Raw genomic sequence first — 26,944 nt, forward strand, 5'->3', positions numbered from 1 at the left:
TTTTAAAAATAAACCATATATTGATTAATGGATTTTAGTTTTTTGTCCCCAGTGCCAGATTCTGTGTTAGCATACAACGAGGTGCTTTCGCAGCAAACTTTAGGTACAAACATAAAAATACACTCTAGCCAAAACGGAATTCCAGATTTAAAAAATGTAAAAGTTGCAATTCTTGGTGTTTTAGAAAACCGAAACGATTATAATTATATAGGAGAAACGTTTCAGTTAAATGAAATTCGAAAGGCATTTTACAGCCTTTTTCCTGGTAGCTGGAATATTACCATTGCAGACCTTGGTGATATTAGTAGAGGCGAAACAGTAAACGACACCTATTTTGCGCTAAAGGAAACTATAATTAACCTAGTTAAAGCAAATGTAATACCTGTAATATTAGGTGGCTCTCAAGATTTAACTTATGCTAATTATCGTGCCTACGATAATTTAATTCCTATGGTAAACATAGTAAATGTAGATGCTAAATTTAATTTGGGAGACTCTAGTAAGCCTATAAAAAATAATAGTTTTGTGGGTAAAATTATTCTAGACAAGCCTTATAATCTTTTTAACTATTCCACGCTTGGTTATCAAACTTATTTTAATCCACAAGAAGAAATAGATCTTATGGAGAGTTTGTATTTTGAATATTACAGATTGGGCGAAATAGCAAACAATATTACTCTTGCAGAACCAGTAATGCGCGACGCCAATATAGTAACAGTCGATTTAAATTCAATTAAAAGTGCAGAGGTTAGTTTAAAACAAAAATTTTCGCCAAATGGATTCGATGGAAAAGAAATTTGTGCCATTACACGTTATGCAGGTATAAGTAATAAAGTAAGTTCTTTTGGAATTTATGAATATAAACCATCTAAAGACGATGAAATAACAGCAATGTTAATAGCTCAAATGATTTGGTATTTTATTGAAGGTGTAAATTATAGGGTGAAAGATGATGATTTTTCAGATGAAAGTTCATATCAAAAATTCATAACTTTAACTGAATCAGAGGAGTTAGTGTTTTATAAAAGTAATAAAACAGGTAGATGGTGGATAGAAATTCCATTTTTGTCAAATGTTAATAATAAATTAAAAAGACATACGTTATTACCATGCATGCACCAAGATTATATTGATGCATGTAATAATAAGGTGCCAGAGCGCTGGTATAAAGCAATACAAAAGAATAGCTTGTAAGATGAGAGTCAGTTGAAACGTTGTTTTAATCGGTAAAGCGCGAAATTTTCACGACGAAATGTAATTTTTTTGGATAAAAAGTTGTTTTTTAAAAAATATATAAATATGTTTACGCTCTCAAATAAGAAGCTAAATAATTAACCTCGAGTTTTCTATGGATATGAAGAAGTTTATTTTATTAACTACAGTAATAGCAGTATTAGCAAGTTGTAGCTCTACCGATAGAGGGGAGCTAGTAGGAGCTAAAGGAAAAAAGTGGCATCCAGAAAAGCCATATGGTATGGAACTTATCCCAGGTGGATCTTTTATAATGGGTAAAGCAGATGATGATCTTGCAGGTATTCATGATGCGCCATCAAAAACAGTAACTGTTAGGGCGTTTTATATGGACGCAACAGAAATTACAAACAGCGAATACCGTCAGTTTGTAAATTGGGTAAGAGATTCTATTGTTCGATACAAACTTGCAGTTTTAGCAGATGAAGTTGGTAAATTGCCAGAAGATGGAGGTATTGGAGAGTATGCTTTTAAAGATGCAGACACAGCTAATATGTCCGTTTATGAAAAGTATATGTTTGAAAACTATACAGGTCTTGGGCCTACTGGTTTTGAGGGTAGAAAAATAAATAGAGATGTAGATTTAATATTTGATACGTCTGAGTACCCAGATGAGTATTATGCAGAGGTAATGGATACTATGTATTTGCCTTTAGAAGAGTCTTATAACGGTCAACGTACATGGGATGTTAAAAAATTTAAATTCCAGTATAACTATATGGATATAGTAGAGGCTGCAAGAAATAGAGGAATTAGCCGTAAAGATGCAGTTAAAAAAGAAGAAATAGAGATTTATCCGGATACAACTGTTTGGATTAGAGATTTCGCGTATTCATATAACGAGCCTATGCACAATGATTATTTTTGGCATGATGCATATGGAGAGTACCCTGTTGTAGGAGTAACTTGGATGCAAGCTAAAGCATTTTGTGAATGGAGAACTTTAAATAAGAATTCATACCAAAAATCAAAAGGAGCAGCCTACGTAAATGCATTCAGATTACCTTCTGAAGCAGAGTGGGAATATGCAGCTCGTGGAGGTTTACAAGCAGCAACTTACCCTTGGGGAGGGCCTTACACAAAAAGCGATAGAGGTTGTTTTATGGCAAACTTCAAACCAGTAAGAGGAGATTATGCCGCAGACCAAGCCTTATATACCGTAGAAGCAAAATCTTATGAGCCTAATGATTATAATTTGTATAATATGGCTGGTAACGTATCTGAATGGATAAATGCTTCATATGATCCTTCAGCATATCAATATACATCTACAATTAACCCTAGTGTTAATGATAGAAATAATACGCGTAAAATAGTTAGAGGCGGTTCATGGAAGGACGTCGCATACTTCTTACAGGTAAGTTCACGTGATTACGAATATCAAGATTCAGCAAGAAGTTACATTGGCTTCAGAACCGTTCAGGATTATATGGGGACAAACGTAACTCAGTAACGGTATAAACTAATAAATCAATAATTAAAATAACTATTAACCCAATAAGTATTAACCTACTTAAACATTAAAAATCGAAAATTATGGCAAAGTCAAAAGCAAGCAAAAAGTTCATGAATATGGCTTATGGTTTAGGAGCAGCAGTTGTAATCCTTGGAGCATTATTCAAAATCACTCACATCGAATTCGGACCAGTAAATGGTAACATGTTACTTACAATTGGTTTAGTATCAGAGGCATTAATATTCGCTTTATCAGCATTTGAACCTGTAGAAGATGAATTAGATTGGTCTTTAGTTTATCCTGAATTAGCAGGCGGACAAGCTACAGCAAAGAAAGAAGTAGCACAAGATGCAGAAGGATTATTATCTAAAAAATTAGATGGTTTACTAAAAGAAGCCAAAATTGATGGAGAGTTAATCGCAAGCTTAGGCGATAGTATCAAAAACTTTGAAGGTGCTGCAAGAAACATGGGGTCTACTGTAGATTCTGTGGCTGCAACAAAAAAATATGGAGAAGAATTATCATTAGCAGCAGCTCAAATGGAATCTTTAAACAGTCTTTACAAAGTACAGTTAGAGAGCATTAATAAGCAAGCTGCTATCAATGAAGAATCTGTTGAAAATGCAGCTAAAGTAAAAGAACAAATGCAATCTTTAGCATCAAACTTATCATCTTTAAATGGTGTTTACGGTGGAATGCTTTCTGCAATGAACAAAAGCTAATTAGGAGTTAATTATTATTCCCAAATCAAAAATTAATTAACCAAAAAACCTAATTTAAAATGGCAGGAGGAAATTTATCACCTAGACAGAAAATGATTAACCTGATGTATTTAGTGTTTATTGCTATGCTTGCACTAAATATGTCCAAAGAAGTGCTTTCTGCATTTGGGTTAATGAATGAGAAGCTTGTTGAATCTAATAATGCAACAGAAGAAAGAAACTTAAGTTTAGTTGCAAGTTTAGAACAAAAAGCTACAGATCAACCAGAAAAATATAAACCTTTACAAGCTAAAGCATCTCAAATAGATAAGTTAGCACATGACTTTGATGGTTACATATCAGAACTTAAAAAGGATATGATGGAAACTGTTGAAGACGAGAAGGATTACGAAGTAATGGATAAAGGCGAGTTTTTAGACCAAGCATTCTTTAAAGGTGGAAAACTTAAACCAGAAGGCGAAGAGTTTTTAAACAAAATAACAACCTTTAGAGAAGGTGTTATTGATGTCTTAAAAGAAGAAAAAGGAATGGAAGCCGTGATCGAAGATGTTAAAAAGAAATTTAACACAGATCAAGTTGAAAATAGAGACGGTATTAAAGTAGATTGGTTAGATTATCATTATAAAGGATTTCCTTTAGTGGCTTCTTTAACTAAAATGACTCAATTGCAAGCCGATATTAAAACTACCGAATCTGAGGTGTTATCACAAATGTTAGCTGGTGAGTTATCAAATCAGGTATCAATGACGAACTATACTACTTTAATGGAAACGACTAAGTCTGCTTATTTTAATGGAGAGAAGTTTGATGGACAAATTGTTTTAGGACGTAAAGATGCTTCTACTAAACCAAAGCGTGTAGAGTTAAAATTAGACGGTAGAGCTTTAACTGAAGATCAATATGAAATTGAAGACGGTAAAGTAAAATTAAAGATAGGAACAGGTGGCGTAGGAGAACACAAAATTGAAGGAAACCTTATTTTTGGAGAAGGTGGAGAAGAAATTGAAGTTCCAGTTAGCTCATCTTTTGCTACTGTTGCTAAACCAAACTCTGCTACTATTTCTGCAGATAAAATGAATGTTGTTTACCGCGGTGTGAAAAACCCAATGACTATTTCTTTTGCAGGTGTGCCTGATAATAAAGTATCAGCTAGTGCACAAGGTTTATCTAGAGCAGGAGGTAGCAAATATATAATGGATGCTACAAGAGTAAAAGGTAGAGAAGTAACAATTAACGTTACAGGTACATTACCTGATGGAGGAAAAGTTAGCGATAGAGCAACTTTTAGAATTAAAGATTTGCCTAAACCAACAGGAACAATTAGAGGAGAAGATGGCGCTGTTAAAATGCAAAGAAATGCTTTAGAAATTTCTACAATTGGAGCTAAATTTGACGATTTTGATTTTGAATTGCCATTACGAGTTTCAGGATTTAGTTTTAAAGTACCTGGACAGCCAACAATAAAAGTAAGAGGAAATAAGTTAGATAGTAGAGCAAAAGGTGCTTTACGAAAAGCAAAACGTGGCTCAAGTGTTCAAATATTTGATATTGAGGCTAAAGCTAGTGGCGTTAGCGTTATACTTAAAAAAGTATCGCCTGTATTTATAGAGTTAACAAATTAATATTTTAACCAGATAAATTGTTTGATACTTAACCGTATTAAAAGGCTGTAGTAAAAAAATAAAATTTTAAAAAGATGAATTTAAAAAGTTTTTTATTAACCACTGTTACTGTTTTATCGGCATCGTTAATGTTTGCACAAGCAAATATTTTAAATGCCAAAAGCCCAGAGGAAATAGGGGTAAGAACAGAAGGTCAAAAAGCAGTAGACAACGATAAACCATTAGAATACGGTTACGTAGATGATAGAGATATATTATTCTCTAAAATGGTTTGGGAGCGCATTTCTTTAGATGAGCGTGCTAATTTTCCTTTATACTATCCAATAGATACCAACAATATTGGTAGTCACCGAAGATCTTTATATGATGTTCTTATGAAGGCTGTAAAAACAGGAAAGATAGAAAACATTTATGACGATTCATATTTTACAACTAAGCGTACCTTAAAAGATATAGAAGGTGCACTAGTAAAAGTTGATACTACAGAATTAGGTATAGAGCAAATTAATGCTGGTGAAACTGTTTCTCCAGAATATGTTAATAGACGTGAAATTAGTGCTGCTGATATTGTAGAGTACAGAATTAGAGGATTGTGGTATTTCGATAAGCGTCAAGCTGAAATGAAATACAGACTTATTGGTATAGCTCCTGTAGCTCCAGATGTTAATTTTATTGACGATGAAGAGCCAGATTTAGTACCACTTTTTTGGGTGTTTTTCCCAGATGCAAGAGAGGTACTACATGAAGCGAAAGCTTTTAATAATGAAAACAGCTCAATGCCATTTTCTTTTGATCATATCTTAAACGCAAGACGTTTTCACGGATATATTTATAAAGAAGATAACGTACAAAACGATAGAGCAGTTAATGAATATGTTTCAGAAAATGCTTTAATGCAATTACTAGAATCCGAAAGGATTAAAGATAAGATTAGAGATTTCGAATTAGATATGTGGACATACTAGTTCAAAATTCATAACAAATTAACGCCCGCTGTAAGCGGGCGTTTTTGTTTTTTATAATTGATATTAATACAAAAACTTATTTTCTATATATCTTCGCAGTGTGAAGCAAGTAGATTATATAATAGTTGGTTTAGGTATTGCAGGAGTTAGTTTTTGCGAACAATTAAGAGCGAATAACAAGTCCTTTTTAGTTTACGACAATAACTCACAGAAGTCATCTGTAGTGGCAGGCGGATTGTACAATCCTGTTGTGCTTAGAAGGTTTACATCGGTTTGGAAAAGTAAGCAGCAACTCGATTTAGCTTTGCCAATGTATGCTGATATTGAAAAAAGATTACATATTAAGTTAGATTATAAATTACCTGTATACAGAAAATTCGCGTCAACAGAAGAACAGAACAATTGGTTTACTGCTTCAGATAAGCCTTTACTAGCTCCATTTTTATCTACAAATCTTGTTAAAAATAGTAACAAGAAACTAAACGCACCTTTCGGGTTTGGTGAAGTATTACATTCTGGTAAAATAGATGTAAAAACGCTAATAGAACTTTATAAGACTGATTTAATTAATAATAAACTGTTTTTTGATGAGGGCTTTGATTATGATTCAATTAATTTTAGTAGTGAATCTTTAAATTATAAAAATATAAGTGCAAAACAGATTGTTTTTGCCGAAGGGTATGGTTTAAAACAAAATCCTTTTTTTAAAAATTTACCGCTAGTAGGAACTAAAGGGGAGCTTATTACAATTTATGCGCCAGAAATAAATATAGATTTTGTTTTAAAATCTGGAGTGTTTTTAATCCCGTTAGGTGATGATTTATATACGGTTGGAGCTACCTACGAATGGAAAGATACGACATACAATGTTACTGAAAAAGCTAAGAAGGAATTAATAGATAAACTAAAAAAACTTATTAATTGCGATTTTAAAGTGGTAAATCAAGTTGCAGGAATGAGACCTACAGTTATTGATAGAAGGCCGTTAGTAGGAACACACCAAAAACATAAAAACTTGCACATTTTAAATGGTTTAGGTACTCGTGGTGTTATGATTGGTCCATACGCAGCACAAGAGCTGTTTAATTCAATTGAAAATAATGTAATTTTAAACTCAGAAATTAATATCGACAGATTCTTAAATATAGATTAGGGATAGTAACGGCATCCTTTTTTGAAGTATGAGAAAAAGATATAGTGAATAGCCCGACCCCAATATATTGGGGTAATCCCCAAATTATTTTTTAGCCAAATTTTTATCGTAATGCATAAAAATATTAATCCAAATATTTCTAGATAATCTTAATATTACGGGCATAAATACAATTAATGTCGCAACAATAGATATAAATACACCCATTAAACTTGTTTTAAAAACAAAAAATGAAATAACAAAAGCAGCAACAGCAAAAGCAATGCCTACACCGTAGCTAACATACATAGAGCCATAAAAAAACGATGGTTCAATTTTATATTTAGTGCCACAATTCGAGCATTTTTCATGCATGTTTAAAGCTTCGCTTAAAATATATGGGTTTTTGTTAACATACATAGATTCGTGATGGCATTTAGGGCAAGTACCGGTAAAAATGCTATATAGCTTAGAGCCTTTTTTAAACATAATATTTGTGTATTTTTGCTATCAAAATTTAGTAGTACAAAGTTACTTTTTTAAAAATAAACCCACTGTAATAAAAGTTACATTTCTATGATGAATATTCATAACTTATCGATTTCCTTTCAAGGCGAATACCTTTTTGAAGATATAACATTTAAACTAGGAAATGGTGACCGCATTGGGCTTATTGGCAAAAATGGCGCAGGAAAATCGACCATGCTTAAAATTTTATCGAAAGAGTTAGAGCCAGATACTGGACAAATCGCTGCCGATAAAGATTTACAAATTGGCTTTTTAAAACAGGATATAGATTTTGTTTTAGGAAGGACAGTGCTTGAAGAATCGTACGAAGCTTTTACCGAAATAAAGGAATTAGAAGCTAAAATGGATGAAGTGAACACCCAATTGGCCGAACGTACCGATTATGAAAGCGAAGCCTACAACCAATTAATGATAGACATTAACGAATTACAACATCAATACGAAATTGCAGGTGGTTATAATTACCAAGGTGATACCGAAAAAATATTACAAGGTTTAGGTTTTAAGCGTGATGATTTTAACAAATTAACCGATACCTTTTCTGGTGGTTGGCGTATGCGTATTGAGTTGGCTAAACTATTACTCCAGAATAATGATATTCTGCTACTAGATGAGCCTACCAACCACTTGGATATAGAATCTATTATTTGGTTAGAAGGCTTTTTAAAAGGCTACACCGGTGCTGTGGTAATTGTATCGCACGATAAAATGTTTTTAGATAATGTTACCAACCGAAGTATTGAAATTTCTTTAGGAAGAATTTACGATTACCCAAAACCATATTCACAATATTTAGTGTTGCGTAAAGAGTTGCGCGAACAGCAGTTGGCATCGCAAAAAAATCAGCAAAAGCAAATTGAGCAAACTGAGAAATTAATAGAGAAGTTCCGTGCTAAAGCATCAAAAGCAACCATGGCTCAATCGTTAATTAAAAAGTTAGATAAAATTGAACGTATTGAGGTTGATGAAGATGATAATAGTGTAATGACGCTTAATTTTCCAGTTTCTATAACACCTGGTAAAGTGGTGGTTGAAGCCGAGGCAGTTTCGAAAAACTATGGAGATAAAAAGGTTTTAACCGAAGTAGATTTACTTATCGAGCGCGATAGTAAAACGGCTTTTGTTGGGCAAAACGGACAAGGAAAATCTACTTTAGCCAAAATTATAGTTGGTGACTTAAAGCACAACGGAAATTTAAAATTGGGCCATAATGTGCAGATAGGTTATTTTGCCCAAAACCAAGCGGAATATTTAGATGGTAATAAAACCGTTTTAGATATTATGATTGATGCTGCCAACGAAACCAATAGAAGTAAAGTTAGAGATATTTTAGGATCGTTTTTGTTTAGAGGCGACGAAGTAGAAAAGTATGTACGCGTGCTTTCTGGAGGTGAGCGTAACCGTTTAGCTTTAGCTAAATTAATGTTGCAGCCATTTAATGTTTTGGTGATGGATGAGCCAACAAACCACCTTGATATAAAGTCTAAAAACGTATTAAAAGATGCCTTAAGTCGTTTTGAAGGTACTTTAATTTTAGTATCGCACGACCGTGATTTTCTTCAAGGTTTAACAAATAGTGTTTACGAGTTTAAAGACCATAAATTAAAAGAATATTTGGGCGATATCGATTTTTATTTAGAACAACGAAACGTTGAAAACTTAAGAGAAGTAGAAAAACGTACGGTTGTTAAAGAAACTCCTAAGGAAAAGAAAAGTAGAAGCTACGAAGAACAGAAAAAGCTAAAGTCGCTAAATAATAAATTAAGTAATGTTGAAGCAAAAATAAGCGAGCTTGAAAAGAAAATAAAAGCTATTGATGCTGAATTAGAAGTTAATTACGAGGAAGTTACATCGAAGCCTAGTTTTTTTGACGATTACCAAAAATTAAAATCTAACCTAAGCGATAATATGCAAAAATGGGAAGCTTTACAGTTTGAAATAGAGGCTTTAGAAGATTAATTTTTAAGTTTTTTTTAAGAGAATAGCATTAAACTATAAGGTAGTTTTGCAGTCATACACGCTCAAACTACTAACCAATGCGAAAAATTATACTTGCCGGAATAGGTTTACTTTTAATTTTAGGAGCCTTATACGGAGCAAAATTACTTGTAGATAGTAAAAACAAACCTAAACCAGTAAAAGAAAAAGTTATAAAAACCGTAATTACAGATACGGTTATTAACTCCAATATTAAAATTGTAGTTCCTGCAAACGGAAATTTAGTAGCAAAACAACGTTTAGAAATTTATGCCGAAGTACAAGGTATTTTTAAAGCAGGGAATAAATTATTTAAGCCAGGACAAGAATATAAAAGGGGCGAAGCTTTAATTCGTATGGATGCTTCAGAGCATTATGCCTCTGTACAATCTGCAAAAAGCAATTTGTATAATAGTATCGCATCTATAATGCCCGATCTTCGGTTAGACTTTCCAGATGTTTTTGAAAAGTGGCAAAATTATTTAAGTGGTTTCGATATTAGCAAAACAACACCCAAGTTACCAGAAATGACTTCCGATAAGGAAAACTATTTTATTACAGGTCGAGGTATTGTAACTAGTTACTATAACGTTAAAAATTTGGAGCAGCGCTTAACTAAATACACTATTACCGCTCCGTTTTCAGGTATTTTAACAGAAGCTTTAGTTACCGAGGGGTCTTTAATACGTAGCGGACAAAAGTTAGGCGAGTTTATTAATCCTAGTATTTACGAAATGGAAGTTGCTATCAGTAAAACCTATTCGTCTTTATTACGCGTTGGGGAGCCAGTAGCTTTAAATAATTTAGAAAATACGGAAAGCTATATAGGTAAAGTATCTAGAATTAACGGTAGTGTTGATGCCACTACACAAACCGTTACTGCATATATTGAGGTTAAACATGCTAATTTAAAAGAAGGTATGTACTTAGAAGCAAATTTAGATGCTAAGGAAGAACAAGATGCTTACGAGATGGATAGAAATTTATTGCAAGATGGCAATCAAGTATTTGTAGTAAATAATAATGTTTTAGAGTTAATAAATGTAACACCAGTTTATTTTTCAGACAGTAAAGTTGTAATAAAAGGTATTCCTAACAATACTGTAGTTCTTAAAAAATCAGTGCCAGGAGCATATTCAGGTATGCGAGTTAAATCTGCCAATAACTAATTTTATACAGCTAAATAATGAAAAAGATAATACAATATTTTATCCGTTACCATGTAGCTGTAAATGTGTTTATTCTAGCATTTATTGTTTTTGGTATTTTTGGTGTTTTAGCCTTAAAATCCTCATTTTTCCCACTTTCAGATTCTAAAATTATAAATATTACAATAACCTATCCTGGAGCTTCACCTTTAGAGATAGAAGAAGGTATTGTTCTTAAAATAGAAGATAACTTAAAAGGGTTAGAAGGTGTAGATCGGGTAACATCGGTTTCAAAAGAAGATAGTGGAACTATTACAGTTGAAATTGAAAAAGGAGAGAATATCGATTTTATGCTTTTAGAAGTTAAAAATGCGGTAGATAGAGTGCCTTCTTTTCCCACAGGAATGGAACCTTTAGTAGTGTCTAAACAAGAAGAAGTTCGCGAAACCATAAATTTTGCTGTAAATGGTAAAAATGTTCCCTTAAAAACCCTAAAGCAGCTAGCACGACAAGTTGAAACCGATTTAAGAGCTATTGATGGAATTTCTCAATTAGAAATTTCAGGTTTTCCAGATGAAGAAATTGAAATAGCGGTTAACGAAACAGATTTATTAGCTTATAATATAACATTTGCCGAAGTGGCTAGTGCTGTTAGTAGTGCTAATATTTTAGTTACAGGCGGAAATGTAAAAACCGATGCTGAAGAGTTTTTAATTCGTGGAAATAATAAGAATTATTATGGCCGTGAATTATCGAATATTGTTGTAAAAGCCTCAGCCGATGGTAAAATTGTAAGGTTAAAAGATATTGCAATTATTCGCGATCGTTTTTCCGAAACACCAAACGCCACTTATTTTAATCAAGATTTAGCAGTTAATATTTCTATAACAAGTACAAATAGCGAAGATCTAATTTCTTCAGCTACAAAAGTTAAGGAGTATATTGAAGGTTACAACCAAAAATACGATAATATAAAAATTGATGTAGTTAGCGATCGTTCTATACCACTTAAGCAGCGTACCATGTTGTTAGTAGAAAATGCCTGGCAAGGTATTTTACTCGTATTAATTTTTCTGTCGTTATTTTTAAACACACGATTGGCACTTTGGGTAGCCTTTGGTTTACCTATTTCCTTTTTAGGAATGTTTATTTTTGCAGCACAGTTTGATGTAACTATAAACGTACTTTCTCTTTTCGGAATGATTATCGTTATTGGTATTTTGGTAGATGATGGTATTGTAATTGCCGAAAATATTTATCAACATTACGAAAAAGGAAAAAGTCCGGTTCAAGCAGCAATAGATGGTACTTTAGAGGTAATTCCGCCTGTAGTTTCAGCTATTATAACTACACTTTTAGCATTCTCTTTATTCTTCTTTTTAGATAGTAGAATTGGAGAAAATTTCGCTGAAGTTTCTGTAGTTGTAATTTTAACCTTAGTGGTTTCGTTAGTAGAAGCTCTAATAATATTACCAGCGCACTTGGCACACTCTAAAGCGTTAAAGCCACCAGTTGAACACGAAAACCCATCAAAAATAAAGAAGTTTTTCTCTGTAATGCGTGGCATTAATAAAATGGGAGATAGAATTATGACGTATTTACGTGTACGAATATATTCGCCTGTTTTAGATTTTGTGTTAAATTATAAAATGCTAGCCTTAGGTATTTTTGTAGGTTTGTTTATAATTACTATTGGTGCATTAAGAGGAAGTGTAATAGGGGTAACATTGTTTCCAAGAGTAGCGAGTGATGCGGTAACGGTTGAGTTGGTTATGCCAACAGGAACAAACGAGAAAATTACAGATTCAATCATATCAATGATTGAGGAAAAAAGCTTTATAGTAAATAAGGAGCTAACCGAAAAATATTTAAAAGGAACAAATAAAGAGTTGTTTGAAAATACAATTGTAACCTTATCAAGTAGCTCTAGTGCTACATTACGAATTAATTTATTACCCGGCGAAGAGCGTCCAGACGAAATTAAATCGTTTTTAGTAACTAACAGGTTAGAGGAACTTGTTGGGCCAGTAATTGGTACCGAACGGTTAATTTATGGTTCTGGAGGTAATTTTGGTGGTAATCCAGTCTCAGTATCTTTACTAAGTAATAATATTGAAGAATTAAAAGCATCAAAAGAAGCTTTAAAATCATATTTAAAATCGAACCCATTATTAAAAGATATTGGGGATAATGATCCTGCTGGTATAAAAGAAATTCGTTTAGAACTTAAAGAAAGTGCTTATTTATTAGGTTTAAATTTACAAACGGTAATGGCACAAGTACGATCTGGTTTTTTTGGTAATCAAGCACAACGTTTTCAAAGAGGGCAAGACGAAATTAAGGTTTGGGTACGTTACGACCGCACAAATCGTAGTTCTATTAACGATTTAGATCAAATGCGAATTGTAACACCAAACGGCGAGCGTGTTACCCTTAAAGATATTGCTACATATTCTATTGCTCGAGGTGAGGTGGCTATTAATCATTTAGATGGCATTAGAGAAATACAAGTGTATGCCGATTTAAAAGATCCTGCTACCAGTGCAACAGATATAATAGATGAAATTAAAACAACATTTATTCCAGAGCTGCAATCTCAATATCCAACAATTAACGCTTCATACGAAGGTCAAAATAGAGAGGCTTCAAAACTAGTAAATTCATTAAAAGTTGCAGGTCCAATCATCTTATTACTCATATATATAACAATAGCCTTTACTTTTAGAAGTTATTCGCAGCCATTCTTATTATTATTATTAATTCCATTTTGTTTAACGGCAGTAGCTTGGGGCCATTGGCTATTAGGTTTTCAAGTAAATGTTTTATCACTTTTAGGAATTATTGCCTTGATAGGAATTATGGTAAACGACGGTTTAGTATTAATAGGAAAGTTTAATGGTAATTTAAAAGAAGGAATGGATTTTGATACCGCTATATCTGAAGCAGGAAAGTCAAGATTTAGAGCCATATTTTTAACATCGTTAACTACTATGGCAGGATTAGCACCTTTGCTAATTGAAAAAAGTAGACAAGCACAGTTTTTAAAACCAATGGCCATTGCAATATCGTTTGGTATTGGCTATGCCACTGTTTTAACTTTGCTGGTTTTACCGCTATTTTTATCGTTTAGTAATAGCTTAAAAAAGAATGCTAAGTGGTTATATACAGGAAAATCGGTAACTAAAGAAGAAGTAGAACGTGCTATTATAGAGCAAAATGAAGCCCATGAAGACTAAGTTTTTTTACATAAGTATTTTATTAATATCAAATAGTATTCTAGCTCAACAGTTAATAACACCAGATAAGGCTGTAAGTTTAGCTTTAGAAAATAATTACGGAATAAAAGTGGCACAAAATAGTGTGGCACTTGCAGAAAATAATGCCGATATTTTAAATTCTGGTTATTTACCAGAATTATCGTTTGGTGCAGATGGTTATTATTATTTAAATAATTCTGAAACTGAGTTTTCTAACCCAGACACAGCACCAGTAACATTAAACAGTGCTGAAAGCTCTAGTTACAGTGCATCTCTAGATTTAAGTTACACAATTTTTGATGGTTTGGGAAGACTTTTTGATTACAAGCAGCTACAACGAACAAAGGACTTAACCGAGTTAGAGGCTCGTGAAATAATTGAAAATACTATTTTACAACTCTTCACAGTTTATTACAGTGTTGCTGAATTAGAGGAAAATACTGAAGCTATAAAAGAAACCCTCGAAATATCAAAAGAAAGGTTGGTAAGAGCAGGATATCAGTTTGATTATGGTCAAAACACAAAACTAGAAGTTTTAAATGCTGAGGTAGATATTAATAACGATAGCATAAGTGTTATGAATTCTAGACAGGAACTAATAAATTTTAAAAGAGATTTAAATTTAGTTTTAGGTAATACTATTAAAGAAGATTTTAGTGTTGATACTAATATTACATTTAACTATCTGTTAGATAAAAACGAAATGTTAGAAAAAGCTAAGCAATACAATACAAGTTTATTACAAATTGATAAAAACATTGAAATTAATAAATATACTTTAAAATCTAGTGTATCCCCATTTTTGCCAAGTTTAGGTTTAGTAGGAAGTTATGGATGGAATAAAAATAATAATAACGCAGCATCCTTTGTTTCAACTTCAACAAGTAATGGTTTTACAGGAGGTTTATCTCTAACCTGGGATTTGTTTGATGGAGGCTCAAGTATTACCGCGGTAAAAAATGCGCGTATTAATTTAGATACTCAAAAAATTCAAAAAGAAGAATTATTGGTAACTATAGAACGCGATTTTAATAACTCATGGGACGATTACCACAATAAACTTAATATTTATAAACTTCAAGAAGCTAATATTAAAACGTCACAAAACAATTTTGATAGAACTCAAGAAAAGTTTAAACTTGGTCAAGTTAACTCAATTGAGTTTAGGCAAGCGCAAATAAACTTGCTAAATGCAGAATTAACCAAAAACCAAGCAAAGTATTCTGCAAAATTAGCTGAACTTGAATTACTTAAAATAAGTGGAGAAATACTTAACGTTAAGTTTTAATAAGTTAATATATAGCAATAAAATGCATTTTGTCGGAAAAATTGTGCATTTCATCAATCTCAAGTGTTAAAATTTTTTACGTTTTATCGATTTAAATGGTTATTTGTCGATTACTGCTATAAATTTGTAGCATGATATTCTAAATCTAACAACCATGAAAAAATTATCTTTAACTCTAGTATTTATTTTAGCAACTTTTTATTCGTTTGCTAATGTATCAACTTCAGAAAAGGAAGCTTTAATAGCTATTTATAACTCTACAAATGGAAGTCAATGGAATGTAACTTGGGATTTAAATGCTCCTGTATCCAATTGGTATGGTGTAACTTTACAAAATGATAAAGTTGTAGAATTAAATTTGCAGTTTAACAATTTAGTTGGTGAGTTGCCTAAAGAAATAGGCAATTTAGTTCATTTAAGAAAAATGAATTTAGGGTTTAATAAATTACGAGGTAGTATTCCAACTTCAATTAAAGATTTAGAAGGATTAACTGTACTAGCCTTATACATGAATAGGTTTGATGGTGAAATTCCTTCAGAACTAGGATCTTTAAAAAAATTAGAATCATTAAAATTATATAGTAATAGTTTTTCAGGAGAAATTCCTGTTGCCCTAACAGAATTATCTAACCTAAAGGAATTACTTTTAGGCAGTAATTTTTTAACAGGAGAAATTCCTTTAGAAATAACGGCTTTAACAAAACTTGAAAAGTTAAGTTTAATGGATAACCAAATGTATGGTGAAATTCCTGCAGACCTTGCTAATTTAGAACATCTTGAAGAGTTATTGCTATCTACAAATCAATTCACTGGTGATTTTCCTGTAGAATTCTTAAGTCATAAAAATTTAAACACCGTAATGGTAAGCGATAATAATTTAAACGAGGAGTATATTACAGTGTCAAGTAAAACACCTCCATCTTTAGGTATTCTAAAAATAGAAAATGCAACCGCGGTAATGGATTTAGAAAAAGAATAATAAACAAATTTTAAAATAAGTTATAGCCATCAATGTTATTGATGGCTATTTTTTTTATTTTTATTTTATGTTTGAACATTTTTTTACATGCCCATATTGTTGGGAAACCATATCAATGCTAATAGATGATTCTGTAAACGAGCAAACATATATTGAAGATTGTGAGGTTTGTTGTAACCCAATACAGATAACCTCGAAATTTTTTAATAGGGAACTTGTAGATTTTCAAGTTAATAGCATAGAGCAGTAATATTTTTTTAAATTTATTATTGTATAAACTAAAAAGGATTGTATATTTGCAGTCCGAAACAATTAGGTCGGCCTTATGAACCGAAAGTTAAAAGCTAAGAAAATTGTTTAATATTATATCGCGGGATAGAGCAGTAGGTAGCTCGTCGGGCTCATAACCCGAAGGTCACTGGTTCGAGTCCAGTTCCCGCTACTAGTAAAACCAAGCCTTTCAAGAAATTGAAAGGCTTTTTTATTTCACATAGTACAGAATAAGTACAGAATTTAGCTGTTTATCTTCTGCTAAATAGTATTTGATTTAATTTGATTTCATTTAGTATGTGAAATAAAATTTAAACTATATTTTTCTATGAAAATTGAAGAATAGAGAATTAATATTAAAAATACCTTACAATTTTTCTAATTCGCTTCTATACTTTTTTAACTTTAGTCAAAAATTTAATTCTTTTCATTTGCAATTTCTACAAGACTTATTAGATAATAGAGAGCCTGCTAATCGCTGGCAGGATTATAGAATCTTTTGTGACAATATTAAAAATATTGATATAAACCTTTATATAAAGGCACTACCTGAATTACTGAAAAATTTAAAAAGTAACTATCCAACCAGAAACCTTCTGGTCGCATTAGAACGCGAAGCAAAAATGAATGCTTCTTTTGGTAAAGAAATGTATTTGAAAACACTTGAAGCAAATAATCCTGATTCATATTTTACATTGATGGACATTCTTTCTGGATTATATAATTCAGACCAAAAGTTTACAATAGATGAAATTAAACGTCTAATTAAAGATGATAATATAGACGTAAATAAAATTGGAATACAATCTATCGTAAAAATTGATTTGGTAGCTAAAACTACACCAAAAGCATTTGTGAATTGGATTGAAAAGCAGTTTGATACCATAAGCAAGTCCGAAAATCATTTGGATCTTTGGTCGGCAATATTTTTTACAGTTAGAAATAAAAGAACTGAGATAAAAAGTGCAGATACAATTATAGATAGGTTATCAAGTATAGAGACTATCGATATTCAATTAGAGCTCATTTACTTTTTAGATTATAATATAGATTTAGAAAAGGAATTACATCTGTTTAAAAAATACCTTCCACTATTACTTCATATTGATATTGAACACGCAGGCGCTTATAATCAATTGGCATATCGATTAGAAAATGTAGCAAAAACTAATTTAAACTTAGTTGTTGATTTTATAACAGATTGGGTAGCGATGAGTCCTGATAATGCTAGAAAGATTGAATATTTCAGTCATTTGCTAAATACACTTTGTGATAATTTTTATTCTGACTTCCAAAAGCTATACACCAACTGGTTAAATAAAGATAATCCCAATTTTCATATTGCCATTTTTGAAATGAATAGTGCCAGATATATGAGGAATCTATCAGGATTAACGATTTCTGAAGAAGTATTGAATGGTCTCTCAGATTATGACATTGAATATATTACTTATAAAATACTCGCTTTCGTTTATGACAAGGACACCTCAATTTCCTTGGTGTATTCTATATTGGAACATAAAGCAGATAATAAAGAAGTCGTTCCGTTTTTGGCTGATTTGTTTATCAACCATATCATCTTTAATTATTATTCTGCTATAGAGTTTTTAAACTTAAAAAAGAAGACTGCAAGTAGAAAGCTCAAAAAAATAACTAACGATATTGTAAAAGAAGGCGAAGATAAATACAAGGCATATTCAGATTTAGAAAACTTAAAAGAGTTTGCACCTTCAGAACGAAGACTTATTTACTATAATAAAATCGAAGGTAAAAAATTCAGTAAATCATTTAAGGAAAGTGAAGCAGAAGGTCCTTCCTTTTTTAGTTCTATAACAACAATTAATTATAGAACAGGTAAATCTATATTCTCAAAATATGAAAACCAATACACCGAAAAAATGACACCAGGACTTATATCTCATTCTGGCGAAATGCCAAGAGGCGAATTTATAGACCCAATAGGTCAAGCACAAGAAAGATTGTATTGGCAAAATTTTAAAAGAAGACAATGAGATTTTTATTAAGCGAATACATAAATCTTTTAAAAGAGGATAAAGAGCTTGATACTTTACTGACTGATTTGTTAGTTGGAATGAAATTCACAACCATTTCAAAACCAATGAAAGGTCGTCAATTTGGTGTGGATATTTCTGCTGTTGGTATAGATCCAGAAGATGGTATTAAAAAAGTGTTTTTGTTAGCTGTGAAACAAGGCAATCTAACCAGAACAACTTGGGATGGAAATGTAAATGCAATTCGCTCTACTTTAAACCAAATAAAGGATACTTATATACCTATTTCTTTAACAACAAATCTCAAAAAACTTCCTATAAAAATAATTGTTAGTACAAATGGAGTAAGAAATCAAAATGTACTTAGCGATTGGACACAATATGTCGAACAAAACATAACAGATACTATTGAGTACGATTTTTGGGGAACAGGCGAAATAAGCGCTATGCTTGATGATTATCTTATAAACGAAAAACTATTTCCGCAGGAGTACCAATCGCTGTTAAGAAAGTCCTTAGTATTTCTAGAATTACCAGATTATGATTTACAACATTTCTATGCGCTTATTCAGCAAATTTTAGAGAAACAACCCAAACAAAAACGACATATCTTGAAAAAGTTGAGGCTGGTAAGATTATGTTTAAACATCTTATACAAATGGTCACAAGACAATAATAATTTAAAGCCTTCAATATATGCGAGTGAGAGCAGTTTGCTTCTTACATGGCATTTTATACAAGAAGGTAATCATTTAGAGAAAAGCTATGTCAGGGAAGAATTTTACAAAATTCACTCATTAAAAAGAACAATAGGTGTCAATTATTTCAATAAAGTAGTTGAACACTATAAAGTTGAACACAGCATATACAAGTACAGTAGAAATAGTTTAGAATATAGCTTGAATGTTTGGGAGGAAATAGGAATAATAGCAATCATAGGCTTAACCGAAATACAAGAGTTTAGAATCCATTATCGAGAAGGAAATGAAGAACAAGCACAAACCTATTACCAAAGCGCACTTTCAATTAGTAATGGATTATGTCTGTTTATTCAGAACAATCCACCTTCAAAATATCCAGAATACGATGTCCATAGTATTGAAATTGCATTAGCACTTAATCTAATGAATTTTACAAGAAACTTCGACCCAGCCAAAAAATGGATTTCTGAAATGACATTAGGTTTTAACAATAATTATAAGCTTAATAAGTTTTTTCCGTTGTTTAGAAAAAGTTATGAAAAGCTGGTAGATATTCACAATGGCGAAGAAGAATGTGATGTCCAATCATCTATGATAATTCCTATTTTGGCTGAATATGCTTTAGTATTTAATGATGAAGATTTATACAAGTTCGTAAGGAAGATTTCTACGGAACTTTTTACAGACTTAAATTTACAGATTTGGTTTCCGCTTAAAGAAATGGAAAATAAAATTTGTATTCAAGATTATAGTCATGGCGAAGGCACAACAAAACATTCAGTAACGCTCTATGAAGATGCTGAAGAATACAAAAAAGAAATGGTATCAGAAATGGAACTCTTTGGATTAGAAAAGGATTTTAAAATTTTTAAGCACAGTTTCGATATTGTAGCACACGTTGCAAGCAGGCATTATAAAAGCCAACCTTTTCCTTTAACTTGGCGTGTTTTTATGAAGCAAGAAGTCTCAACAAAATAATAGAATAATGTCAAATCCAATAAAACAACATTATATACCACGTTCATATTTAAAGAACTTTGCAGTTGAAGGAAGAAAAAGAAATCACTTTGTGGATGTTTACAAAATGGATAATGATATGCTATTAGAGCAAATTAGCACTAAAGATATTTGTTTTGAAAAGAATATTTATACAATACCAGCTGAATCAGATGAAATAAAATATGCCTTAGAAAAACACTATGCTGAGAATGTTGATAGTGAGTTTCCAAAAGTATATAAGTTACTTATTGACGAAAAACTGCTGGCGGTTACGCAAGAGCAAAAAATCCAAATACTTTATGTATGTCTATCATTATATTTCCGCACACCACGGATTTTAAATCATCAAAAAAGTTTTAATAACCAAATATTTGATACTGCTTCACATACAGTAAATAAAGAAGGTATTATTAAAATGAATTTGTATGGAGAAAAAATGGAATTTCATATTGATGATATTGAGGTAGTTAAAAAAGAATATAATGAACGTGCAAGAACAGTTTTTTTAGTAAATCATTTAGAACAATGGGGGAGTTTTGTACAGTTCAAATATGATTGTACAATAAATGTGATTAAAATTAATGACACCAATGCACCAATAATAACGTGTGATAACCCCGTTTCAATAAGACATTTTGAAACAAATAAATTTCAAGGTTTATATGATCCTAAAGCAGTTATTACATTACCCTTGGATCGTTCACATTATTTAGAGATACATCCTAATGACTATGCAGATGGTCAAACACGAATTAATAGACTTACTCAAGATAGAGACTATGTATTTACAACAAATGGAGTTACCCAACAGAATGCTGAAAACTTATTAGTATCATACAAAGGAGATATTGATAAACATTTTGATATTCAAAACCATTATGAAAATCCAGAAAATGGAGAAGAATTTTTAAAAAAAGCTCAATATAGAGTAGAACAAGCTCTTGTTTTATTTGATATTCTAAAGAAAAAGGGATTTGATTCAAAAGAGTTTATAGGTAAACTTAAAGAACTTTTAGAGCATCCATATTGTAAAAATGATATACAAATGTTGAAATATAAAAAAGTGCTTTCTAAAATGGGAAAATGATAACAACGCGTAAACTCTAAACCTCTAAACTTCTGTTAAACAAAACATGGTGTTGTTAAAATTTCGTAACTTCGCAATTAGTATGAAACAAGTATTCCATAAAATAATGTCTTTGACAATGGCTTTTGTAGTGTTATTCTCTACAATGTCATTTACCCTTAGTATGCATTATTGTGGAGATACTTTGGTAGAAACTGCTATGTTCCATAAAGCTGAAGGATGCGGAATGGAAATGGTAAAACCTTCAAATGAAGGTTGTTCTATTATAAAAAAGAACTGTTGTAATGATGAACAATTGGTAGTCGATGGTCAAGACGAACTGCAATTACAAGTTGACAAAATTTCTTTTGAGCAACAGGTATTCATCGCTTCATTTGTTTACGCTTATATTAACCTTTTTGAAGGTTTAGATAACAAGTTATCTTCTTTTGAAGAATACGAACCACCACTCGTCATAAAGGAAATCTTCAAGATTGACGAGACTTATTTAATTTGATTTTTAAACAATAGACTGTTTTATCCTATGACTGTATGATGTCATAAGGATAATTTGCTGTATTCGGTGTTTTCTTAACGCCAATGTCTAACTGTTTAATAATCAAAGCTAATGCTAAATAAAAGCATCAAATTTTTAATAGAAAACAAACTCGTAGCAGTTCTGCTACTCGTCCTTTTTGTTGGATGGGGAACTGTTAACGCACCTTTTAATTGGGACACAGGATTTTTACCAAGCAACCCTGTAGCGGTAGATGCCATTCCAGATATTGGAGAAAACCAACAAATTGTATTTACAAAGTGGGATGGTCGTTCGCCACAAGATATAGAAGACCAAATTACTTATCCTTTAACGACTTCTTTACTCGGTATTCCAGGAGTAAAAACCATTCGTAGTTCTTCTATGTTTGGGTTTTCAAGCATCTATATCATTTTTGAAGAAGATATAGAATTCTATTGGAGTCGTAGTCGCATTCTCGAAAAACTCAATTCATTACCAAGTGGATTATTACCCGAAGGTGTTAATCCTGCATTGGGACCAGATGCCACAGGTTTAGGACAAATATTTTGGTACACTCTTGAAGGTCGGGATGAAAACGGAAATGTTACTGGTGGTTGGGATTTACACGAACTACGTAGCATTCAGGATTACTATGTAAAATATGCTTTATCTACTGCAAGTGGTGTTTCTGAAGTCGCTTCCATTGGTGGTTATGTTCAGGAGTATCAAGTTGATGTCAATCCAGAGCTAATGCGGCAATATAACATTGGCTTAAACCAGATTGTAAAAGCGGTTAAAAGTAGTAATCAAGATATTGGTGCGCAGACTTTAGAAATCAATCAAGCCGAATATTTAGTACGTGGTTTAGGTTATGTAAAATCTGTCGAAGACATTGAAAACGCTGTAGTTACTTCAGAAGATTTTACTTCAATTAAGATTAAAGACATAGGTAAAGTCTCTTTAGGTCCAGCAACACGAAGAGGTTTATTGGATAAAGAAGGTGCGGAAGTTGTTGGAGGTGTTGTAGTTGCACGATATGGTGCAAATCCAATGGAAGTCATTAACAATGTAAAAGCTCAAATTGAGGAACTGAAAGGAGGATTGCCAACAAAAGTATTGGCTGATGGACGAACATCTCAATTAACAGTTGTTCCTTTCTATGATCGTACCGAGCTTATTGAAGAAACATTAGACACACTTAATGAAGCGTTGACACTAGAAATATTAATTACCATTTTGGTTATTATTGTTATGGTTTTCAATTTAAGAGCTTCTATTTTAATTTCTGGATTGTTACCTGTTGCAGTATTAATGGTGTTTGTTACCATGAAACTGTTTAACGTAGACGCCAATATTGTAGCACTTTCTGGTATTGCCATTGCTATTGGAACTATGGTAGATGTAGGCGTCATTCTCGCAGAGAATATGATTCGCCATCTCGATGATGAAAAATTACGGCTACGAGAAGATGGTACAGAGTTGACTACAAATGAAGTGGTTTATAATGCAACAGCCGAAGTTTCTGGCGCTATTTTAACTGCGGTATTAACTACCATTATCAGCTTTGTTCCTGTATTTACAATGATTGGTGCTGAAGGAAAATTGTTTAGACCACTTGCATTTACCAAAACGATGGCATTATCAGCATCTTTGGTTATTGCTTTATTTCTAATTCCACCATTTGCAGCCTATTTATTCAGAAAAACATCACTTAAAAGTTCATTTAAGCATATCATAAATGGTGCTTTAATAATTGCTGGAATCGCAATTATGGTTACTGGATATTGGTTAGGGATTATTTTAATTGCTTTTGGTATTACAGGTTTACTTGGAGTTTTGGGTAAACTAAATAAGAGAAATAGCAATCTTGTAAATATTATTATTTCATGTACTGCCATTATATTTTTACTTGCCGAATATTGGCGACCATTAGGCTTTGATAGAAGTATTCTAGTAAACTTAATTTTTGTGGCTATTATTTGCTTCGGAATTTTAGGAATATTTTCAATTTTTAGAAGGTACTATGGTCAAATTTTAAATTGGGCTTTAGCAAACAAGTTATTGTTTTTAATTATTCCAGCAACTGTGCTTGTTTCTGGAGGATGGATAATGAATAATACAGGAAAAGAATTTATGCCATCTCTAAACGAAGGCTCTTTTCTATTAATGCCAACCTCATTACCACATTCCGGTGTTGAGGAAAATAAACGTGTTCTTCAGCAATTGGATATGGCTGTAGGCACCATTCCAGAAATTGAAACCGTAGTAGGAAAGTCTGGTAGAACAGAATCTGCATTAGATCCTGCGCCTTTATCTATGTACGAAAACATGATTCAGTATAAATCTGAATACATGCGTAATTCCAAAGGAAAAAGACAACGTTACAAAGTAAACGACGACGGTGCTTTTGAGTTGAAAGATGGAACATTCATCGCCAACCCTAATAATTCAGAAAATACTGTTTTTACAAAAGTTGAACATACTCAACTTATCAAAGATGATGATGGCGAATTCTATCGTAATTGGCGACCAGAAATTAATAGTCCTGATGATATTTGGAATGAAATCGTTAGAGTTACCAAATTACCTGGCGTTACTTCTGCGCCAAAATTACAACCCATAGAAACCAGATTGGTAATGCTTCAAACAGGAATGCGTGCACCAATGGGAATTAAAGTAAAAGGACAAGATTTAAAACAAATTGAAGCGTTTGGGTTACAATTAGAAAGTCTTTTAAAACAAGCTGAAGGTGTAAAAGAGCAAGCTGTTTTTGCAGATAGAATTGTAGGGAAACCTTATTTACTTATTGATATTGATAGAGAAAAAATAGCACGTTATGGTGTGTCTATAGAAGATGTACAAAGTGTGTTAAAAGTAGCAATTGGTGGTATGGCTATAACGCAAACGGTTGAAGGAAGAGAACGCTATGCCGTTAGAGTGCGATATCCAAGAGAGCTGCGTGGTAATCCAGAAGATATAAAAGGTATTTATATTCCTGTTGAGAAAGGAAGTCCTATTCCATTAAGTGAATTAGCGACTATTCGGTATGAGCAAGGTCCACAAGTCATAAAAAGTGAAGACACTTTTTTAGTCGGCTATGTGCTGTTTGATAAATTAGATGGATTTGCAGAAGTTGATGTTGTTGAAAATGCGCAAGCTTTATTTCAACAGAAAATAGATTCAGGAGAATTAACTGTTCCTAAAGGTATCAGCTATAAATTTACAGGTACTTATGAAAATCAGTTACGAGCAGAAAAAACGCTTTCAGTCGTCGTACCATTAGCACTTGCTATTATTTTCTTGATTCTGTATTTCCAGTTCAAATCTGTTACTACTTCACTCATGGTTTTTACGGGAATAACGGTTGCATTTGCAGGTGGTTTTATAATGATATGGTTGTACGGTCAAGATTGGTTTTTCAATTTCAGTTTGTTTGGAGAGAATATGCGAGACCTTTTCAATATGAAAACCATCAATTTAAGTGTAGCGGTTTGGGTAGGTTTTATAGCATTATTTGGTATTGCCACCGATGATGGTGTCGTTATGGCAACATACCTCACGCAAACTTTTGAGCGTGAAAAACCTTCTGATAGAAAGAGCATTAGAACTTCCGCTTTACAGGCAGCCGAAAAACGTATTCGTCCATGTTTAATGACTACTGTAACTACCATTTTGGCGCTGTTACCAGTATTGACATCCACAGGAAAAGGAAGTGATATTATGATACCTATGGCAATTCCAATATTTGGCGGAATGGTTATAGACATTACCTCTTACTTTATTGTACCAGTTTTATACAGCTGGAGAGAAGAGTTTAAATTGAAAAGAGCAAACAAATGAAAAGAATAATTTATACACTCATAGGTTTATTAACTTTTAGTGTTTCTAATGCACAAGAATTAGAAACACTTATTAGTGAAGCATTAAATAGCAATCCTGAAATTCAAAAGTTTGAATTACAGTATAGCATTGCTTCCGAAAAAGTGAATGAAGTAAATACATTACCTAATACCGAATTTGGAGTGGGTTACTTCGTAAGCGAACCAGAAACTCGAACAGGAGCGCAACGCTTTAAAGTATCTGCTAAACAAATGTTGCCTTGGTTTGGAAATATAACTGCAAGAGAAAACTATGTGAGCGCTTTGGCAGATGCTAAATATGAGGACATTGTTATTGCTAAAAGAAAATTGATGGCTTCGGTATCGCAATCCTATTACAATTTGTATGCTAATAAAGCAAAACAAGACGTATTAAGCGAGAATATTAAACTACTTAAAACTTACGAAATATTGGCTTTAACATCGGTTGAAGTTGGGAAAGCTTCAGCTGTAGATGTTTTACGATTACAAATGCGTCAAAACGAAATGCAACAATTAAAAGATGTTTTGAGTCAACAGTTTTTAGCGGAGCAAACTACTTTTAATAAGCTTTTAAATCGTGATAAGGATGTACAAGTTTCAGTAGTTATTGAGTTAATGATTCCTTCAGAAGATTTTGAAATCAATTCTGAGAATTTAGCCCTTCATCCTGAATTACTGAAATTCGATAAACTCTATCAGTCGGTAGAGCAATTTGAATTATTAAACCAAAAAGAAAGTAGTCCAATGATTGGTTTCGGTTTAGATTATATCAATGTTGATAAACGTCCTAACATGGATTTTAGCGACAATGGAAAAGATATAATTATGCCAATGGTGTCCCTATCAATTCCCATATTCAATAATAAGTACAAATCCCAAACCAAACAAAATGAGTTGCAACAGCAAGAGATTTTGGCACAAAAACAAGAGCGCACAAATACTTTAGAAACACTATTAGATAAAGCAGTAAACGATAAGGTTTCAGCAAGAATAAGTTATGCAACCCAAACGAAGAACTTAAAGCAAGCTAAAGATGCTGAAGAGATTCTTATTAAAAATTACGAAACAGGAACGATTGATTTTAATGACGTTTTGGACATACAAGAATTGCAATTGAAGTTTCAAATGAATCAAATTGAGTCTGTTAAAACCTACTATGTACAAACCACAATTATTAATTATTTAATTCAGTAA

The 26,944-nt window shown here is 32.3% G+C and carries 19 protein-coding genes and 1 tRNA gene; 19 read left to right on the forward strand and 1 reads right to left on the reverse strand.

The window, feature by feature from the left end; all coding sequences use genetic code 11:
- Window positions 1-27 precede the first annotated feature (27 nt).
- From LG649_RS10765 to LG649_RS10790, 6 genes are all read left to right on the forward strand, one after another.
- Complete coding sequence (locus LG649_RS10765; protein WP_226543822.1) at window positions 28-1,194, forward strand: formimidoylglutamase; 1,167 nt, start codon at window positions 28-30, stop codon at window positions 1,192-1,194.
- A 160-nt stretch (window positions 1,195-1,354) separates the two neighbouring features.
- Window positions 1,355-2,704, forward strand: coding sequence for a T9SS ring complex lipoprotein PorK/GldK (gene porK, locus LG649_RS10770; protein WP_226543823.1), 1,350 nt, complete (start codon window positions 1,355-1,357; stop codon window positions 2,702-2,704).
- An 83-nt stretch (window positions 2,705-2,787) separates the two neighbouring features.
- Window positions 2,788-3,429, forward strand: a complete 642-nt coding sequence (porL, locus tag LG649_RS10775) for a type IX secretion system motor protein PorL/GldL (protein ID WP_226543824.1) — start codon at window positions 2,788-2,790, stop codon at window positions 3,427-3,429.
- 59 nt (window positions 3,430-3,488) lie between these two features.
- A complete protein-coding gene (porM, locus tag LG649_RS10780; protein WP_226543825.1) occupies window positions 3,489-5,051 on the forward strand; it encodes a type IX secretion system motor protein PorM/GldM in 1,563 nt (520 codons plus the stop codon).
- 74 nt (window positions 5,052-5,125) lie between these two features.
- A complete protein-coding gene (gene porN / locus LG649_RS10785) occupies window positions 5,126-6,016 on the forward strand; it encodes a type IX secretion system ring subunit PorN/GldN (protein WP_226543826.1) in 891 nt (296 codons plus the stop codon).
- A gap of 100 nt (window positions 6,017-6,116) precedes the next feature.
- Window positions 6,117-7,169 carry an NAD(P)/FAD-dependent oxidoreductase gene (locus tag LG649_RS10790; RefSeq protein WP_226543827.1) on the forward strand — a complete coding sequence of 351 codons (1,053 nt, stop codon included), beginning with the start codon at window positions 6,117-6,119 and terminating at the stop codon, window positions 7,167-7,169.
- Between the two features lie 84 nt (window positions 7,170-7,253).
- On the opposite strand, the gene LG649_RS10795 is transcribed toward LG649_RS10790, so the two are convergent.
- Window positions 7,254-7,637, reverse strand: coding sequence for a DUF983 domain-containing protein (locus LG649_RS10795; RefSeq protein WP_226543828.1), 384 nt, complete (start codon window positions 7,635-7,637; stop codon window positions 7,254-7,256).
- Window positions 7,638-7,724: 87 nt separating this feature from the next.
- Between LG649_RS10795 and LG649_RS10800 the strand changes: the two genes are divergently transcribed.
- The 13 genes from LG649_RS10800 to LG649_RS10860 all read left to right on the forward strand — a co-directional run bounded on the left by LG649_RS10800 (window position 7,725) and on the right by LG649_RS10860 (window position 26,944).
- Window positions 7,725-9,635: an ABC-F family ATP-binding cassette domain-containing protein gene (locus LG649_RS10800; RefSeq protein WP_226543829.1), complete on the forward strand. Its 1,911-nt coding sequence runs from the start codon at window positions 7,725-7,727 to the stop codon at window positions 9,633-9,635.
- Between the two features lie 77 nt (window positions 9,636-9,712).
- On the forward strand, window positions 9,713-10,822 hold the full coding sequence (locus LG649_RS10805; protein WP_226543830.1) for an efflux RND transporter periplasmic adaptor subunit: 1,110 nt from the start codon (window positions 9,713-9,715) through the stop codon (window positions 10,820-10,822).
- Between the two features lie 17 nt (window positions 10,823-10,839).
- Window positions 10,840-14,037, forward strand: a complete 3,198-nt coding sequence (locus tag LG649_RS10810; protein WP_226543831.1) for an efflux RND transporter permease subunit — start codon at window positions 10,840-10,842, stop codon at window positions 14,035-14,037.
- On the forward strand, window positions 14,027-15,346 hold the full coding sequence (locus LG649_RS10815; protein ID WP_226543832.1) for a TolC family protein: 1,320 nt from the start codon (window positions 14,027-14,029) through the stop codon (window positions 15,344-15,346). The genes LG649_RS10810 and LG649_RS10815 overlap by 11 nt, the downstream gene beginning before the upstream one ends.
- Before the next feature lie 154 nt (window positions 15,347-15,500).
- Entirely contained in the window at window positions 15,501-16,325 is an 825-nt protein-coding gene (locus tag LG649_RS10820) for a leucine-rich repeat domain-containing protein (protein WP_226543833.1), read from the forward strand.
- 67 nt (window positions 16,326-16,392) lie between these two features.
- Window positions 16,393-16,575, forward strand: a complete 183-nt coding sequence (locus LG649_RS10825) for a CPXCG motif-containing cysteine-rich protein (protein WP_226543834.1) — start codon at window positions 16,393-16,395, stop codon at window positions 16,573-16,575.
- 119 nt (window positions 16,576-16,694) lie between these two features.
- Window positions 16,695-16,767 (forward strand) — tRNA-Met (locus LG649_RS10830).
- Window positions 16,768-16,930: 163 nt separating this feature from the next.
- Complete coding sequence (locus tag LG649_RS10835; protein ID WP_226543835.1) at window positions 16,931-18,607, forward strand: hypothetical protein; 1,677 nt, start codon at window positions 16,931-16,933, stop codon at window positions 18,605-18,607.
- Window positions 18,604-20,286, forward strand: a complete 1,683-nt coding sequence (locus LG649_RS10840; protein WP_226543836.1) for a hypothetical protein — start codon at window positions 18,604-18,606, stop codon at window positions 20,284-20,286. The genes LG649_RS10835 and LG649_RS10840 overlap by 4 nt, the downstream gene beginning before the upstream one ends.
- 7 nt (window positions 20,287-20,293) lie before the next feature.
- A complete protein-coding gene (locus LG649_RS10845) occupies window positions 20,294-21,394 on the forward strand; it encodes a DUF4238 domain-containing protein (protein WP_226543837.1) in 1,101 nt (366 codons plus the stop codon).
- Between the two features lie 82 nt (window positions 21,395-21,476).
- Window positions 21,477-21,890, forward strand: a complete 414-nt coding sequence (locus tag LG649_RS10850) for an HYC_CC_PP family protein (protein ID WP_226543838.1) — start codon at window positions 21,477-21,479, stop codon at window positions 21,888-21,890.
- A 111-nt stretch (window positions 21,891-22,001) separates the two neighbouring features.
- On the forward strand, window positions 22,002-25,730 hold the full coding sequence (locus LG649_RS10855) for an efflux RND transporter permease subunit (RefSeq protein ID WP_226543839.1): 3,729 nt from the start codon (window positions 22,002-22,004) through the stop codon (window positions 25,728-25,730).
- The gene (locus LG649_RS10860) at window positions 25,727-26,944 is read left to right on the forward strand and encodes a TolC family protein (RefSeq protein WP_226543840.1); all 1,218 of its coding nucleotides are present in this window, start codon (window positions 25,727-25,729) and stop codon (window positions 26,942-26,944) included. The genes LG649_RS10855 and LG649_RS10860 overlap by 4 nt, the downstream gene beginning before the upstream one ends.

The organism is Neotamlana laminarinivorans (assembly GCF_020523925.1).
GTDB lineage: Bacteria > Bacteroidota > Bacteroidia > Flavobacteriales > Flavobacteriaceae > Neotamlana > Neotamlana laminarinivorans.

Bases quoted from the DNA above. Each gene is read 5' to 3' on its own strand.
- LG649_RS10765 (WP_226543822.1), top strand. From the start codon at position 28: ATGGATTTTAGTTTTTTGTCCCCAGTGCCAGATTCTGTGTTAGCATAC.
- porK (WP_226543823.1), top strand. From the start codon at position 1,355: ATGAAGAAGTTTATTTTATTAACTACAGTAATAGCAGTATTAGCAAGT.
- porL (WP_226543824.1), top strand. From the start codon at position 2,788: ATGGCAAAGTCAAAAGCAAGCAAAAAGTTCATGAATATGGCTTATGGT.
- porM (WP_226543825.1), top strand. From the start codon at position 3,489: ATGGCAGGAGGAAATTTATCACCTAGACAGAAAATGATTAACCTGATG.
- porN (WP_226543826.1), top strand. From the start codon at position 5,126: ATGAATTTAAAAAGTTTTTTATTAACCACTGTTACTGTTTTATCGGCA.
- LG649_RS10795 (WP_226543828.1), bottom strand. From the start codon at position 7,637: ATGTTTAAAAAAGGCTCTAAGCTATATAGCATTTTTACCGGTACTTGC.
- LG649_RS10800 (WP_226543829.1), top strand. From the start codon at position 7,725: ATGATGAATATTCATAACTTATCGATTTCCTTTCAAGGCGAATACCTT.
- LG649_RS10805 (WP_226543830.1), top strand. From the start codon at position 9,713: ATGCGAAAAATTATACTTGCCGGAATAGGTTTACTTTTAATTTTAGGA.
- LG649_RS10810 (WP_226543831.1), top strand. From the start codon at position 10,840: ATGAAAAAGATAATACAATATTTTATCCGTTACCATGTAGCTGTAAAT.
- LG649_RS10815 (WP_226543832.1), top strand. From the start codon at position 14,027: ATGAAGACTAAGTTTTTTTACATAAGTATTTTATTAATATCAAATAGT.
- LG649_RS10820 (WP_226543833.1), top strand. From the start codon at position 15,501: ATGAAAAAATTATCTTTAACTCTAGTATTTATTTTAGCAACTTTTTAT.
- LG649_RS10825 (WP_226543834.1), top strand. From the start codon at position 16,393: ATGTTTGAACATTTTTTTACATGCCCATATTGTTGGGAAACCATATCA.
- LG649_RS10840 (WP_226543836.1), top strand. From the start codon at position 18,604: ATGAGATTTTTATTAAGCGAATACATAAATCTTTTAAAAGAGGATAAA.
- LG649_RS10845 (WP_226543837.1), top strand. From the start codon at position 20,294: ATGTCAAATCCAATAAAACAACATTATATACCACGTTCATATTTAAAG.
- LG649_RS10850 (WP_226543838.1), top strand. From the start codon at position 21,477: ATGAAACAAGTATTCCATAAAATAATGTCTTTGACAATGGCTTTTGTA.
- LG649_RS10855 (WP_226543839.1), top strand. From the start codon at position 22,002: ATGCTAAATAAAAGCATCAAATTTTTAATAGAAAACAAACTCGTAGCA.
- LG649_RS10860 (WP_226543840.1), top strand. From the start codon at position 25,727: ATGAAAAGAATAATTTATACACTCATAGGTTTATTAACTTTTAGTGTT.